Origin of the sequence: Paracoccus denitrificans (genome assembly GCF_900100045.1) — a bacterium.
Taxonomy (GTDB): domain Bacteria; phylum Pseudomonadota; class Alphaproteobacteria; order Rhodobacterales; family Rhodobacteraceae; genus Paracoccus; species Paracoccus denitrificans.
Genome location: NZ_FNEA01000020.1, coordinates 62,449 through 75,891 on the forward strand (window position 1 = coordinate 62,449; position 13,443 = coordinate 75,891).

Genomic DNA, 13,443 nt, shown 5'->3' on the forward strand with positions numbered 1-13,443 from the left:
AGTCAATATGATAAGTATGCTTGCCATCATGCGCCCACTTGCCTAGCCTGCGACGAACCCAAGCGAGCCGGTGCCATGACGACGCTTTACGACCTGCCGGGCCACCTGATCCGGCGCCTGAACCAGATCTCGACCGCGATCTTCGCCGCCCGGATGGACGAGGCGGGGCTGGACCTGACGCCGGTGCAATATGCGGCCCTGGCTGCACTGGCCGAACATCCGGGGGTGGATCAGGCGACGCTGGCCGGGCTGATCGCGCATGATCGCGTCACCATCGGCGGGGTGGTGGACCGGCTGGAGGGCAAGGGGCTGCTGTCGCGCGGCATCAGCGCGCAGGACCGCCGCGCGCGGGTGCTGGAACTGACCGCGGCGGGGCAACAGACGCTGGCCCGGCTTGCCCCCGCCATCGCCGAGGTGCAGCAGCGCACGCTGGCCGGGCTGACTCCGGCCGAGGCCGAGGCATTCGTCGCGCTGCTGCGCAAGACGACCGAGGCCGGCAACGAATACAGCCGCGCGCCCCTGCGGACCGGAGCGCGCGGAGAGGATTAGCCCGAGGATAGGGGTCGGCGGGCCGTGCCGGGCCGCCCCGCTCGGGGACGATCCGCGAAATGGGCCGTGGCGGGGCACCTTGGCTGCGGACCTGCCGGCGCAAGCCTAGAGGCCTGCAAAGCCGAACCGGCCATCAGCGTCCCAAGGGATGCGCCGAACCGACCGCCCGTTGCAGGCGGCGGCTCCGCCTGCCTCAGCGCCGGGAGATCACCGGATAGTCGGCATCGTTCAGCACCCAGCCGTCCTGCATCGAGAAATCCAGCCGCGGCGGACAGAAGATGTCCACCAGCACATTGTCGCCCGCCCCGCTGGCTTCGGTCGTGTGGACGACCGGCGGTGGGATCACCAGCGACGAAGGCGAGCCGACCGCGATATGCCGGTCCTGGCGCCAGTCGCTGCGATCCACCGTCCAGGGCCAGCGCAGGTGATGGACGAAGCTGCCGGCAAGCGCCAGCGAGCATTGCTCGAAATCGTCGTGGTGATGGGGCGACAGCTTCCTGGGGTCGCGCGGGCCTTTCTGCACGTCAAGCAGGTTCACCATGAAGGTCGTGCAGCGGAAGATGCGGCCGAAACGTCCCTCCTGCGGCTTCACGTCCAGGTCATAGGCGCGGATCCTGAAGCCCCCGACGGGTTCGGGCCATGGCTCGAAGGGCGGGATATGGCTACGCCCCGCCGCATAGGCATCGGCATTGGGACACAGGGCGACCAGATCCGCGGCGGCGGCGGTGAACAGCCGGACCACCCTGCCCCCTTCGGGCAGCGTCACCCGGCTGTCGCCCGGCGGCACGAAGACGATGGAATTGGCGGCGACCTCGCAACTCTCGCCATTCGCCTCGATCAGCGCGGGATGGTCGGGCAGCAGCACGACATATTCATCGGGCTGGCCCGCGCGGACGAAAGCCGCGCCCGGCTGCGCCTCGGCATGGGCCAGCACGAAATTGCAGCCGCGCTGATACCAGACCTTGCGGCCGTCGGCATCCTCCTGCGGCGGGGTCTTGTCGAACTCGGCCAGCTGTTCCTCGGCGATCAGGCCGGTGCGGGGCGGCGCCGAGGCCGCGGCGAACAGGGCCGCACGGGGATCCTTGTCCTTGTACATCGCGAAAATCCTTTCCTGTCAGCGCGGGCGTCAGGCGCGGCCCGCCTCGATGATCCGGCGCGCGCCCTTCATCAGCAGCCCCTGATCCGAGCCGCAGACGAAGACGCTGACGCCGCGTTCGCGCCAGGGGGCGATCTGGCTTTCGTCGCCGACGAACAGGCCCGCTGCGACATCCGCGCGCCGGGCAGCCGCGATCACGCGAATGATCGCCGCGTCAAGCTCGGCCGAGGGGAAGCCGCAGCCCAGCGACTGCGACAGATCGGCGGGACCGACGAACAGCACATCGACGTCCGGCACGCTGGCGATGTCGTCCAGCCGGTCCAGCGCCGCCCTATCCTCGATCTGCACCATCACCACGGTTTCGGCGTCGCTTTTCGCAGTATAGGCGGGGGCGGCGAGGGTGCCGTAATTCCCGGCGCGCGGCGACGGCGACAGGCCGCGCGACCCCCGACCGAACTTGACCGCGGCCACGACGGCTTCCGCCGTGTCGCGATCCGCGACATGGGGCACCATCACCCCCGCGCAGCCCAGGTCCAGCAGCGGCGAGATCCGCGCCGGCGATTGCCCCCAGCAGCGCGCGACCAGGGGCAGCCCGGCCGCGCGCGAGGCCAGCGCAAGCTGGTCCATCGCGCCCAGGTCCAGCGGCGCATGTTCCTGGTCGGGCACCGCGAAATCCAGCCCGGCAAGGCCCAGGATCTCGATGACATGGGATGCGGGCGTCTTGACGAAAGTGCCGATGACGGTCTCGCCCGCGTTGATCCGTGCCTTCAGCCCGCTCATGCCGCAAGCCCGACCAGTTCGGCCCCGATGGTCGAGGTCATCTTGCGGATATCGGCATCCGAATAGCCCAGCCCGATCAGCATGGCGATCATCTGGCGCATGCCCTCGACCGGGTTCGGGTTGCCGGTCTGGCCCAGATCGGTGCCGAAGAAGGTGTTGTCCACCCCCGCCGCCTCGATGACCGCGCGCAGGTGATCCTCGTCGAACAGCTTGAAGGTCGAGGGGATGAACATGCAGACCGAATGCTCCATCTTGACCCCCATGCCGACCAGATGGGCGACATCCTGAAGGCTGCAATCGTTCACATAGGTCGGATGGTTCAGGAACAGGCGCTTCACGCCCCGCGCCTTGGCCTCTTCATAGAACGGCAGCAGTTCGCGGGCGTGATGGTGGCCGCCCGAGACGACCGCATCGGCCTCGGCGATCAGGTCGAGGATATGCTTGACCTCGTCGCGGACCGCTCCGGTCTCGTCGGTCAGGGTCAGCGGGATCGGGGCGACCGTCTTCTTGCTGTTCTGCGGGAACTTGAAGCCGGGCTTCTGGGCCTCGTGCTCCATGTGGTTCTGGGCATGGGCCGTCGCCATCCAGACCACGCGGGCGCCCTGCTTGAGCGCATAGTCCACGGCCGAAGTGTTCAGCCCGCCCAGCGGATTGTTCAGCACGATCGAGCCGATGGCCCTGGTCCTGAAGCCCATGTTCTGGTTGATCAGCGTCGCCAGCGGCATGGTGGGATAGTAATGGTCCTTGAGCAGCACGGCGGCCATGCCGGCCTGATCGGCCTCGCGCAGGGCGGCGATATGGTCCAGCTTGCGCGGATGCAGCGAGGGGCCGGAATGGACATGCAGATCGACCGCGCCCTTCATCAGATCGTCAATGCGACTTTGTTCGGCAGTCATCGGTTTCTCCTGACTTCTTCGTCCGGCACCAGCGGCGCGGGAACATGGTTGCGCCAGACCTGATCGAGGACCGGCATTTCGGCAAAGCTGCGGCGCGCATCGGCCGCGCGCCCGACCAGATCGCGGGCGCTCGCGCCCTTTTGGGCGCAATAGGCATCAAGATCGGCGACGGCATCGCGGATGACGTCCCAGCCGCGCAGCATGACGGCCGAGGACAGGCCCACAGCCGAGGCGCCCGCCAGCATCATCCGTGCGACATCCCGGCCCGAGCACGCGCCGTTGATGCCGATCAGCGCCCGCCCCGCGCCCAGCCTAGCGCGGGTCATCGCCAGCCAGTGGCAGGTCAGCGGCAGGTTCCAGTAGCCGCCGATGCCGCAGCTGGTGCCCAGCATCGGCTGCATGGTCTCCAGATCGGGCACCAGTCCCAGCGCCCGCCCGGCGATCACGGCGCTGTCCGCACCTGCGCCGGTGGCGGCCGCGACCAGTTCGGGAACCCGCTCGCTCTGGCCCGACAGCTTGACCCAGACCGGGATCGACACGGCCGATGTCACCTGCCCGACCAGTTCCGCCACGCGCGCCGGCGAAAGCTCGGTGCTGACCGCACCCTTGGCCGCCTGGCTGGCATAGGGGGTGCCGATATTGAACTCGAAGACGCGCAGGCCGGCATCCTCGACGGCGCGGGCGCGGCGGACGGCATCCTCGATCCCGGCCATGACCACCGAGGCGACCAGGACGCAATCCGCCTTGCGCGCCGCCGCATCCATCCGCCGCGCCTGATCCAGCCATGCGTCGAAGCCAAGCGGCGTCAGCCCCGAGCGCGTCAGCAGCGTCGCCTCGCGCGGCGCCCCGGGTCCCCAGTCGACACGGTTCCAGCACGCATCCAGCGCGGCATATTCGGCCTGCAGCAACTGGCGCTGTGCGGCGGCCGAGTCGTTGCTGGACTTCATAACCACCGCCCCTGCCCCGGCGGCGATGGCCGACAGGATGCCGGCATCGTCGATCAGGTGCTCGCCCGATGCGGCAATGACGGGGTTCTTCAGCCGGGTGCGGCCGACCTGGACGGAAAGATCCGTCATCCCGCCACCCCCAGCACCCGCGGCAGGAACAGCGAGATCTCGGGAAAGATCGTGATCAGCGCCAGGACGACCAGCGCAATGCCGATCATCGGCAGGGCCCTGTAGGCGATCCGCTCCATCGGCCGGCCGGTCACGCCGGCGATGACGAACAGGCACAGCCCGACCGGCGGGGTGACAAAGCCGACCAGCACGTTGAAGACCACCATGACCCCCAGATGCACCGGCTCCAGCCCCAGCATGTTGCCGATGGCCATCAGCGCGGGCACCGTCAGGATCAGCACGCCGATGGTGTCCAGGAACATGCCCAGGAACAGCAGGATCAGGTTCACCATCAGCAGGATCACGTATTTGTTGTCCGAAACCCCGGTCAGCAGGGCGACGGTCTTTTGCGGCAGTTGCTCGATGGCGAAGATGAAGCCGGCGACGTTGGCGACCGCGACCAGGAAATAGATCGCCGAGGTGATGATCGCCGTGGCGACGAAGGCTTCCTTGAGGAATCTCCAGCTCATCGCGCGATAGACGACGGTGGCGATGATCAGCGCATAGATCGCGGCGACCGCGGCGGCCTCGGTCGCGGTGAAGATGCCGCCCCGTATGCCGACGACAATGATGACCGGCAGCAGCATCACCGGGACGGACTGCCAGCAACCCCGGAGGATCGCGGCCAGCGATTGCCTTGCCGCCTTGGGATAGCCGCGGCGATGCGCGACCCAGACTGCATAGGTCGACAGGAACACTGCCAGCATGAAGCCCGGCGCCAGCCCCGCGACCAGCAGTTGCGAGATCGAGGTGCCCGACAGCGCGCCGTAGATGATCATGGCGATCGAGGGCGGCACCAGCGGCGCCATCAGCGACGAGACCGCGATCAGCGCCGCCGAATAGTCCACGTCATAGCCCTGCCGCTTCATGTCCGGCACCATCACCGTGCCGATGGCCGCGGCATCCGCCGCCGCCGATCCGCTGACGCCGCCGAAGAGGAAGCAGCCCCAGATTGCCGTCAGCGACAACCCGCCCCGGAATCGCCCGACGACCGAGTTGGCAAAGCCGATCAGGCGACGGGTCAGCCCACCCACGTCCATGATCGCGCCCGCCAGCACGAAAAGCGGGATCGCCAGCAGCACGAACATGTCCATTCCCGCCAGCATCCGCTGCGGCAACACGATCAGGAATTGCGTCTGGCCGGTGAAATAGAAGTAACCCAGCGCGCTGATGCCCAGCACGAAGGCGATCGGCATGCCCAGGGCCAGCGTCAGGACGAAAATCGAGCCAAGCCAGATCACAGCGCTTCCTCCGCGCCCATCGGGTGCTCTTCGGGCTTCTCTTCCCGCGCAATGCCGAAGAATTCGTTCAGCGCGACATGCAGCGCCAGAAGCGCCGCGCCGACGGTGATCGCGATGTGGACCCAGAACAGCGAAAAACCCAGCGCAGTCGCCGTCTGGAACCGCGTCATCCAGGCGAACCTGGTGCCGAACCACAGGATCGCCGCCAGAAAGACCAGGATGATCGCGGCCGAGACCAGGTTGGCGGCCCGGCGCGGGCCTTCGGGCAGGCGGTCCACCGCCAGCCGCATCCCCAGGAACTGGCCGCGGGAATAGCTGAGACCGGCACCGATCATCACGATCCAGATCATCAGATAGCGCATCGCCTCTTCCGACCAGAACAGCGAGCTGTTGAAGACATAGCGCCAGATGACCTGCATGGTGCCGATCACAAGGATCGCACCGATCCCCGCAAAGCAGAATGCTTCCACGGCGGCGACATAGGCGCGCCAGAGCTTGGACATGGGTTTCTCCGTTGAGAACGCAGGCGGAAGGCGCGGGACCGGCCCGCGCGCCTGTGCGTTATTGAGCGGCCGGAGCCAGCTTTTTCGCCGCAGCCGCGAAATCGGCGATCAGCGGATCGGCGGCCTCGTATTTCTCGACCACCGGGGCGAAGGCGGCCTGCAATTCGGCCCTGAACGCATCCGAGGGCGTCACGACCGGGATGTTCAGTTCGGCCAGATGGGCCTTGATCTGCTCGTCCAGATCCTTGACCGCCATCACCTGCGGCTCGACGATCTCGTCGGCGGCCTGGCGCATGATCTCCTGCTGCTCGGGGGTCAGCGAGTTGAACTTCATCTGGTTGACCAGCAGGAAGCTGGGCCAGAAGTAATGGCCTGTCAGCGACACGCCCTTGGCGATCTCGTAATATTTCTCGCTCTCGATCGAGGTCAGGTTGATCTCGACCGCATCCAGCGTGCCGGTTTCCAGCGCCGAATAGACCTCGCCATAGGCCATCGGCGTGGGGTTCACGCCCACCGCCTGCCACGCATCCAGAAACATCCAGTTGGGCGCGACGCGGGTCTTCTTGTGATGCATGTCGGCCAGGCTTTCGACCGGCGCCCCGACGGTCAGGAAATGGCGTTGCCCGCCGTCATAGACCCCCAGGGCGACCATCATGTGGTTTCCCAGCCTGTCCATGATCGCCCGCGCCTCGGGCGTCTTCGCCATGGCCGCGAACCCTTCGTAATCGGGGATCAGGCCCGGCAGCTGGAAGGCGTCGATCGAGGGCTCCAGCGTCGAATAGGCCGAGGTCGAGTTCACCGTCATGTCGACGGTGCCGAACTGCACGCCCTCCATCAACTCCTTCACGTCGCCAAGCTGGCGCGAGGGGAAAATGTCGATCTTGATATCGCCATCCGACAGCCGCTCGACCGCTTCCTTGAAGCGGAGGGCGGTGTCGTGGATCGGATGCTGCTCGAATACGGCATGGCCCAGGCGCAGCGTGACGGGGTCGGCCCAGGCGGCACTCGACAGCAGGCTTCCCACCAGGACGGCAGCGGCAGTCTTCATCATGTTTTCTCTCCTCCTGTGTTCTCTATATGGGAACACTGTTCTCATATTGACACGCCACGGCAAAGTCGTCAACACAGAGAGGAGGAGCAAATTCATGGGGAAGCACATTGGAAAAGGCCGAGACCGTCCGGGCCGCCGACACCTGCCTGCGCATCCTCGAGCGCATCGCATTCGCTGATTCGCCCGTTGGCGTGACGCAGATTTCCGGCGATGTCGGCATCGCCAAGGGGGCGGCGTTCAAGCATCTGCGCACGCTGATCGAACATGGGATGATCGTGCAGGATCCGGTCACATCGCATTACGCGCTGGGGCCGAAGCTGTGGCTGATGGCCCAGCAGGCACCCGCCGGCGCAAACCTGGCCGAACTGGCCCTGCCCCTGATGCGCGCGACCCGCGACGAACTGGGCATGGCGGTGGTGCTCAGCATCCCCGCGCCGCACTCGGCCTTCATCCTGGCCACGGTCAGCAGCAACCAGCCGATCGAGATCGGCGTCCGTCCCGGCAGCGAGCTGAGCCTGCATTCCTCCGCCCAGGGAAAGGTATTCCTGGCCTTCGGCTCGCCCGAATTGCTGGCCACGCTGCCCGACACGCTGCCGCAGGTCACGCCGAAAAGCGTCACCTCCAGGACGGCCCTGGCGGCGCAGCTCGACGGCATCCGCGCGTCGGGCTATGCGACGGCGCCAGAGGAATCGCTGCTGGGCATCAATGCCATCGCCGCGCCGATCCTCAGCCCGCGGGGCCAGCTTCTCGGCAGCATCGGCCTGATCGCGTCGATCCAGCACCTGGGCGCGGACCCGACGCCCTCGCAACTCAAGGCGCTGTTCGCCCTGACCCGAGAGATCGGGCTGCTCGCCAGCCAATGACGGACCGGCAGGGCGATCCGGTCAGGGGCCGGCAGGGTGCAGCCCCGGCTTGCCGCGCATGATCCATGCGCGAAAGCCAAAGACAGCCGTGCCTCCGGGCACGGGTTCACATGGGCGATGGCATCGTCCATCGTGGCATGGGTCTGGACGGGCAGGATCGGGCCGAAGATCTCGTCCTGCATGACCGCGCAATCGCCGCCGGCATTCAGCACCGCATGGGCGCAATGGTCTGGAGGCGGCTCGCGGCGCTGTCGGGGCGGTGGCCGACGGAGATGACCTCGGCACCCTTGGCGCGTCCATCGTCCAGCAAGCCGTTCGGGCGCGCGACATGCCGGTCGTTGATGATCGCGGTATAGTTGGGGCTCGTCGGCCCATCGGGATAGAAGCGCGCCGTATTCCGCGACGAAGCTGTCAAGGTCGTCCCGATGCACCAGCACGTAATCCAGCGCCACGCAGGTCTGGCCGCCTTTCGACAGCTTGCCGAAGGTCAGCCCGCCATGGTGCGGCGACCGACCTGGCTGCGCGCGATGATGGCAGGGCTCTTGCCGCTCAGCTCCAACGTCAGCGGCCCTAGGTTCAAGGTCAAGCATGGATTTGGCGGTCTGTCCGGTGCGTAGCCGGCGGCAGCCGCGATGCGCCGGTTCTTTCGGCCATCACGGCCGGCGCGGGATGATCGTCCTGCCGCGCATCAGGCCGCGGATTGCTTGCGGCCCTGCAATTCGGCGATCAGCGCCTTGATCCGGCGCTGGCGCTCCTTGGCTTCGGCGATCAGGGCTGCCACGGAATCGAGCTTGCCCGACAAGAGGCGGATCGCCTCGTCGCAAGAGATCGGATGATCGCCTTGGGCGACGTCAACGCCGGCGATTTCCTTCAGCGAAAAGCCAAGGCCCTGCGCCTGCTCGATGAAGCGCAGGATGGCGATCAGCTCCTCGGGATAGTCGCGATAGCCGTTCGGCCCACGCACGGCCGGGGCGATGATCCCGCGCTTTTCATAGAAGCGGATGCGCGAGGTCGTCACCCCCGCCGCCCTGGCGATGTCGCCGATCTTCATTGGCGCCTCTTGACCTTGAACCTAGGTTTAAACCCTATATCGCCTTGCGTCACGATGCAAAGGATCTTGTCGCATGACCGCAACCACCCAGACCCCGCTGTTCCAGCCGCTGCAATTGCCCGGCGGGCAGATCGTCAAGAACCGCATCGCCAAGGCGGCGATGGAAGAGAACATGGCCGACACCCGCCATCTGCCCGGACCGGCGCTGCGCCGGCTGTATCGCGAATGGGCCCAGGGCGGGGCCGGGCTGCTGCTGACCGGAAACGTCATGGTCGCCCCCGATGCGGTGACTGGGCCGGCCGGGGTAATCCTGGACGCCGGCCAGCCGCTGGGGCCGTTCCGCGAATGGGCGCAGGCCGGGCGCGCGGATGGTGCACGGCTGTGGATGCAGATCAACCATCCGGGCCGTCAGGTCTATGCCGCGACCAACCCGCAGGCTATCGCACCCTCGGCCGTGCCGGTGGCGATCGAGGGTTATGCGCATCTTTTCGCCCAGCCCCGCGCCATGTCTGATTCCGACATTGCCGAGGTGATCCGCCGCTTCGCCGACACTGCCGCGCTGGCGGAACAGGCCGGGTTCGACGGCGTGCAGGTCCACGCCGCGCATGGCTATCTGCTGAGCCAGTTCCTGTCTCCGCTGACCAACCGGCGCGAGGATCGCTGGGGCGGCACGTTGGAGAGCCGCGCGCGGCTGCTGGTCGAGATCGTCCGCGCCATCCGCGCCCGCGTGGCGCCGGGCTTCGGCGTGGGCGTCAAGCTGAACTCCTCGGACTTCCAGAAGGGCGGCTTCGCGGCCGAGGATGCGGTGGCCGTGGTGCGGATGCTGAACGAATTGCCCGTGGATCTGGTCGAACTTTCGGGCGGCAGCTACGAAAGCCCGGCCATGCATGGCCGTCCGCAACAAGCCAGCACCCGACAAAGCAGTTTGGCGCGCGAAGCCTATTTCGTCGATTTCGCCCGCGACGTGGTGGCAGAGGCGCGGATGCCGGTGATGGTGACCGGCGGCATCCGCCGCCGCGCGACCGCCGAGGCGGCGCTGGCGCCCGAGGATGGTCGCGCGGGCGTGGCCATGGTGGGCATCGCGCAGGCGCTGGCCTATGCGCCGGACCTGCCGAACCGCTGGCACAAGGCCGAGGCGACGGTGACTGTCCCGATGGTGCGCTGGAAAAACCGGGCCATCTCGGGCCTCGCCACCATGGCGATGACCAAGCTGCAACTGCGCCGGCTGGGCGCGGGCAAGGCACCGAAACCCGGCGCCTGGGCACCGCTGGTCCTGGTCCGCGACCGGATCAGGACCGCCCTGCGCAGCCGCCGCTATCGCGCCTGGTTGCGCCGCCGCGCCGGGGCGTGAAAGGATGGCGGGCATGGGCAAGCGCATCCTGCATGTCGTCACCAATCGCGACCATTACGACGATCCCGGCCGTCCGACCGGACTGTGGCTGTCGGAACTGAGCCATGCCTGGGACGTCTTCGCGGCCGAAGGGCACGCGCAGGACATCGTCAGCCCGGCAGGCGGCCGCTCGCCGCTGGAGCCGCGTGCGCTGAAATGGCCGCTGCTCGACGCCTCGGCCAGGGGCTGGCTGAACGATCCGGCGCGCATGGCGCTGCTGGAGCGGACGGCCGCGCCGGATCAGGTCGATCCTGACGCCTATGACGCGATCTATTTCACCGGCGGGCACGGCGTGATGTGGGATTTCCCCGACAACGCCGGGTTGCAGGCGATCGCGCGGCGGATCTGGGAAAAGGGCGGCATCGTCTCCTCGGTCTGCCACGGCTATTGCGGGCTCCTGAACACGCGGCTTTCGGACGGCACGCTTCTGGTTGCCGGCCGGCAGGTGACCGGCTTTTCCTGGACCGAGGAAATCCTTGCCGGCGTGGCGCGGCACATGCCCTATGACGCCGAGGCCGAGATGAAGCGGCGGGGCGCGCGCTACGGCAAGGCGCTGCTGCCATTCGTCTCGCATGTCGTCACCGACGGGCGGCTGGTGACCGGGCAAAACCCGGGATCGGCGAAAGCCATCGCCAGGCAGGTGGCGAGGCTGCTGCGGGGCTGAGGGCGGAAGGGCAAACAAGGTCATCGGCGCAGGGCCGGCAAGCGGAAAAGGGGGCGGTCTTTCGCCCCCTTTCCCGATCCGGCGTCCGGTCAGCCGATCCGGCCGCCGCCCTGTTTCGTGATCGCCACCACCGCCGGGCGCACCGGCATGTCGTCGCGGAAATCCGGCCAGCGGGTCGACAGGTCCTCGTAATAGGACGGCCGGCCGTGGCCCTCCCAATCCTCGCCGCCATCGCCCGGATGCTGCACGGCCACGAAAAAGGTGGTCAGGTCCGGCGTCGGACAGGGGCCGCACATCTCGGCACCCACGGGCACCCGATAGAACAGCCGCGAGGTGCCCCGCGCGGCGCCCTCGACATCCACCGCCCACAGGCCGTCGGTGCGGCCCGTATCCTTGGGCGAGTTGCCGTCGGTCGAGACCCACAGCCGCCCGTCGCTGTCGATGGCGCAGTTGTCGGGCATGCCGAACCAGCCATTCGCAGTGGTCGCGGTCGAGAAGGTCGCGCCGACCTCGGCCACCGAAGGATCGCCGCATTGCAGCAGGATCTCCCAGGTGCCCTGCGTCGCCGCCAGGTCGCCGCCATCCTCGAGAATCTCGATGATATGGCCGAAGGCGTTCTCCACGCGCGGGTTGGCGGCGTTCGCCTCTTCGCGCTTGGTGTTGTTGGTCAGCATGACATAGGCCCGGCCGGTCTCGGCATTGGGCTCGATGTCCTCGGGGCGGTCCATCGGCGTCGCGCCCAGCAGGTCGGCGGCGCGGCGGGTCTCGATCAGCACGTCGGCCTGGCTCTCGAAGCCGTTCTCGGCGGTCAGCGGCCCCTGCCCATGCACCAGCGGCAGCCAGACGAAGCTGCCATCCTCGTCGAAGCGCGCGACGTAAAGCGTGCCCTCGTCCAGCAGGTCCAGGTTCGCGGCGCGGTCGTCCGGGTTGTAGCGGCCGGCGGTCACGAACTTGTAGACATAGTCGAAACGCTCATCGTCGCCCAGGTAGAAGACGACGCGGCCGTCCTTGGCCAAGGCGCTCGCCGCCCCCTCGTGCTTGAAGCGGCCAAGCGCGGTGCGCTTCCTGGGGGTCGAGGTGGGGTCCATGACATCGACCTCGACGATCCAGCCAAAGCGGTTGGGCTCGTTCGGTTCCTTGCCGATGTCGAAGCGGTCGTGGAACCTGCCCCAGGCATAGCTGTCCTCGGGGATGCCCATGCGCTTGTAGTTTTCGGCCTCGCGGTGGCCTTCGGGCAGCGCGCCGGTGAAATAGCCGTGGATGTTCTCCTCGGCCATGATGTAGGTGCCCCAGGGCGTGACGCCGCCGGCGCAGTTGTTGATCGTGCCCAGGACGCGGGTGCCGGTCGGGTCCGCCGCGGTCTGCATCCGCGCATGCCCGGTGGCCGGGCCGCAGATCTCCATCGGCGTCTTGGCGGTGATGCGGCGGTTCAGCGCGCCGTCCAGCACCGGCTGCCATTTTCCGTCCACCTTGCGGATCTCGATCACCGTGCCGCCATGCGCGGCCATCTCGATGTCCACGCGCGCCTCGGTCGCCTCGGCCACGGCGATCTTGCCGTCCTCGACGGTAACGATGCCGGGGAACATCAGGTGTTCGTTGGTATATTCGTGGTTGACGACCAGCAGGCCGCGGTCATCGGCGCCGTCCAGCGGGATGAAGCCGACGAAGTCGTTGTTATAGCCGAACTGGCGTTCCTGCGCGGCCTCGGACTGGTTCTTCGGGTCGAAATCCGGCGCATCGGCAAAGACCTTGTCGCCCCAGCGCAGCAGGATGTCCGCGTCATAGCCCTGGGCGACGTGATGGTCGGCATCGACGCCCGCCTCGACCTCGGGAAAGCTGAAGGCGGAGCCCTCGACGGCATCCTGGGCGCGGGCCTCGTCGGCAGCCAGCAGGGCGAAGGGGCTGACGGTGGCCGAGATCGCGGTCGCAGCCATCGAGCCCTTCAGGAAGCCGCGGCGCGAGAAGCGGGCCGCGATGATTTCGCCCATGGTGCGATTTTCGGTCGGATTGTGGCCCGGTCCGTCGGCCTCCTCCAACTGGCTGGTGCGGAAGACATGGCGGGAGGGATGTTGCTCGGTCATGAGACGCTCCTGGCTGATGGGGCGGCCCCGGCCAGAGACGGGACCGACCCCTCCATAGCGGCCCAGTTTGACCAAAGAGTGACAGGGCCGGAAACGATGGCGCGGACCCGGCCCACCAAGGCGGCGGGCCCGATAGCCGCTGCGGGCGACCTTACCGCCGCCC

At 67.5% G+C, this 13,443-nt stretch carries 15 protein-coding genes; 6 read left to right on the plus strand and 9 right to left on the minus strand.

The features are described 5' to 3' along the window. Positions 1–75 precede the first annotated feature (75 nt). Positions 76–549, plus strand: a complete 474-nt coding sequence (locus BLT64_RS17530) for a MarR family winged helix-turn-helix transcriptional regulator (protein WP_041530360.1) — start codon at positions 76–78, stop codon at positions 547–549. Positions 550–742: 193 nt separating this feature from the next. Here the strand turns inward: BLT64_RS17530 and BLT64_RS17535 are convergent, their stop codons facing one another. From BLT64_RS17535 to BLT64_RS17565, 7 genes are read right to left on the minus strand one after another with little or no spacing between them, the layout of a single operon-like run. Then, positions 743–1,645 carry a cupin domain-containing protein gene (locus BLT64_RS17535; RefSeq protein ID WP_011749732.1) on the minus strand — a complete coding sequence of 301 codons (903 nt, stop codon included), beginning with the start codon at positions 1,643–1,645 and terminating at the stop codon, positions 743–745. A 30-nt stretch (positions 1,646–1,675) separates the two neighbouring features. After that, positions 1,676–2,425 carry an HpcH/HpaI aldolase family protein gene (locus BLT64_RS17540; RefSeq protein WP_011749731.1) on the minus strand — a complete coding sequence of 250 codons (750 nt, stop codon included), beginning with the start codon at positions 2,423–2,425 and terminating at the stop codon, positions 1,676–1,678. After that, positions 2,422–3,321, minus strand: a complete 900-nt coding sequence (locus tag BLT64_RS17545; protein ID WP_011749730.1) for a DUF6282 family protein — start codon at positions 3,319–3,321, stop codon at positions 2,422–2,424. Before BLT64_RS17545 ends, BLT64_RS17540 begins: the two co-directional genes overlap by 4 nt. Continuing rightward, positions 3,318–4,397 (minus strand): beta/alpha barrel domain-containing protein, encoded by a 1,080-nt coding sequence (locus BLT64_RS17550; RefSeq protein WP_011749729.1) that lies wholly within the window; start codon positions 4,395–4,397, stop codon positions 3,318–3,320. Before BLT64_RS17550 ends, BLT64_RS17545 begins: the two co-directional genes overlap by 4 nt. After that, entirely contained in the window at positions 4,394–5,677 is a 1,284-nt protein-coding gene (locus BLT64_RS17555) for a TRAP transporter large permease (RefSeq protein WP_011749728.1), read from the minus strand. Before BLT64_RS17555 ends, BLT64_RS17550 begins: the two co-directional genes overlap by 4 nt. Continuing rightward, positions 5,674–6,180: a TRAP transporter small permease gene (locus tag BLT64_RS17560; protein WP_011749727.1), complete on the minus strand. Its 507-nt coding sequence runs from the start codon at positions 6,178–6,180 to the stop codon at positions 5,674–5,676. The genes BLT64_RS17555 and BLT64_RS17560 overlap by 4 nt, the downstream gene beginning before the upstream one ends. 58 nt (positions 6,181–6,238) lie before the next feature. Next, positions 6,239–7,231, minus strand: a complete 993-nt coding sequence (locus BLT64_RS17565) for a TRAP transporter substrate-binding protein (RefSeq protein WP_011749726.1) — start codon at positions 7,229–7,231, stop codon at positions 6,239–6,241. Between the two features lie 107 nt (positions 7,232–7,338). Between BLT64_RS17565 and BLT64_RS17570 the strand changes: the two genes are divergently transcribed. The 3 genes from BLT64_RS17570 to BLT64_RS26930 all read left to right on the plus strand — a co-directional run bounded on the left by BLT64_RS17570 (position 7,339) and on the right by BLT64_RS26930 (position 8,711). After that, positions 7,339–8,094: an IclR family transcriptional regulator gene (locus BLT64_RS17570; RefSeq protein WP_011749725.1), complete on the plus strand. Its 756-nt coding sequence runs from the start codon at positions 7,339–7,341 to the stop codon at positions 8,092–8,094. A 110-nt stretch (positions 8,095–8,204) separates the two neighbouring features. Then, the gene (locus tag BLT64_RS26925) at positions 8,205–8,450 is read left to right on the plus strand and encodes a hypothetical protein (protein ID WP_175474413.1); all 246 of its coding nucleotides are present in this window, start codon (positions 8,205–8,207) and stop codon (positions 8,448–8,450) included. Positions 8,451–8,519: 69 nt separating this feature from the next. After that, positions 8,520–8,711, plus strand: coding sequence for a hypothetical protein (locus tag BLT64_RS26930; protein WP_049792401.1), 192 nt, complete (start codon positions 8,520–8,522; stop codon positions 8,709–8,711). 71 nt (positions 8,712–8,782) lie between these two features. On the opposite strand, the gene BLT64_RS17580 is transcribed toward BLT64_RS26930, so the two are convergent. Further along, positions 8,783–9,145, minus strand: a complete 363-nt coding sequence (locus tag BLT64_RS17580; protein ID WP_011749724.1) for a MerR family transcriptional regulator — start codon at positions 9,143–9,145, stop codon at positions 8,783–8,785. 73 nt (positions 9,146–9,218) lie between these two features. Between BLT64_RS17580 and BLT64_RS17585 the strand changes: the two genes are divergently transcribed. Both BLT64_RS17585 and BLT64_RS17590 read left to right on the plus strand, forming a co-directional pair. After that, positions 9,219–10,496 (plus strand): NADH:flavin oxidoreductase/NADH oxidase family protein, encoded by a 1,278-nt coding sequence (locus tag BLT64_RS17585; protein ID WP_011749723.1) that lies wholly within the window; start codon positions 9,219–9,221, stop codon positions 10,494–10,496. 13 nt (positions 10,497–10,509) lie between these two features. Continuing rightward, on the plus strand, positions 10,510–11,199 hold the full coding sequence (locus BLT64_RS17590; RefSeq protein ID WP_041530571.1) for a type 1 glutamine amidotransferase domain-containing protein: 690 nt from the start codon (positions 10,510–10,512) through the stop codon (positions 11,197–11,199). An 89-nt stretch (positions 11,200–11,288) separates the two neighbouring features. Here the strand turns inward: BLT64_RS17590 and BLT64_RS17595 are convergent, their stop codons facing one another. Continuing rightward, positions 11,289–13,280 (minus strand): PhoX family protein, encoded by a 1,992-nt coding sequence (locus tag BLT64_RS17595; protein WP_011749721.1) that lies wholly within the window; start codon positions 13,278–13,280, stop codon positions 11,289–11,291. Between the last annotated feature and the right edge of the window lie 163 nt (positions 13,281–13,443).

Excerpts from the sequence above, each read along its gene's own strand:
- BLT64_RS17530 (WP_041530360.1), top strand. The coding sequence starts at position 76 with ATGACGACGCTTTACGACCTGCCGGGCCACCTGATCCGGCGCCTGAAC.
- BLT64_RS17535 (WP_011749732.1), bottom strand. The coding sequence starts at position 1,645 with ATGTACAAGGACAAGGATCCCCGTGCGGCCCTGTTCGCCGCGGCCTCG.
- BLT64_RS17540 (WP_011749731.1), bottom strand. The coding sequence starts at position 2,425 with ATGAGCGGGCTGAAGGCACGGATCAACGCGGGCGAGACCGTCATCGGC.
- BLT64_RS17545 (WP_011749730.1), bottom strand. The coding sequence starts at position 3,321 with ATGACTGCCGAACAAAGTCGCATTGACGATCTGATGAAGGGCGCGGTC.
- BLT64_RS17550 (WP_011749729.1), bottom strand. The coding sequence starts at position 4,397 with ATGACGGATCTTTCCGTCCAGGTCGGCCGCACCCGGCTGAAGAACCCC.
- BLT64_RS17560 (WP_011749727.1), bottom strand. The coding sequence starts at position 6,180 with ATGTCCAAGCTCTGGCGCGCCTATGTCGCCGCCGTGGAAGCATTCTGC.
- BLT64_RS17565 (WP_011749726.1), bottom strand. The coding sequence starts at position 7,231 with ATGATGAAGACTGCCGCTGCCGTCCTGGTGGGAAGCCTGCTGTCGAGT.
- BLT64_RS26925 (WP_175474413.1), top strand. The coding sequence starts at position 8,205 with ATGGGCGATGGCATCGTCCATCGTGGCATGGGTCTGGACGGGCAGGAT.
- BLT64_RS26930 (WP_049792401.1), top strand. The coding sequence starts at position 8,520 with ATGCACCAGCACGTAATCCAGCGCCACGCAGGTCTGGCCGCCTTTCGA.
- BLT64_RS17580 (WP_011749724.1), bottom strand. The coding sequence starts at position 9,145 with ATGAAGATCGGCGACATCGCCAGGGCGGCGGGGGTGACGACCTCGCGC.
- BLT64_RS17585 (WP_011749723.1), top strand. The coding sequence starts at position 9,219 with ATGACCGCAACCACCCAGACCCCGCTGTTCCAGCCGCTGCAATTGCCC.
- BLT64_RS17590 (WP_041530571.1), top strand. The coding sequence starts at position 10,510 with ATGGGCAAGCGCATCCTGCATGTCGTCACCAATCGCGACCATTACGAC.
- BLT64_RS17595 (WP_011749721.1), bottom strand. The coding sequence starts at position 13,280 with ATGACCGAGCAACATCCCTCCCGCCATGTCTTCCGCACCAGCCAGTTG.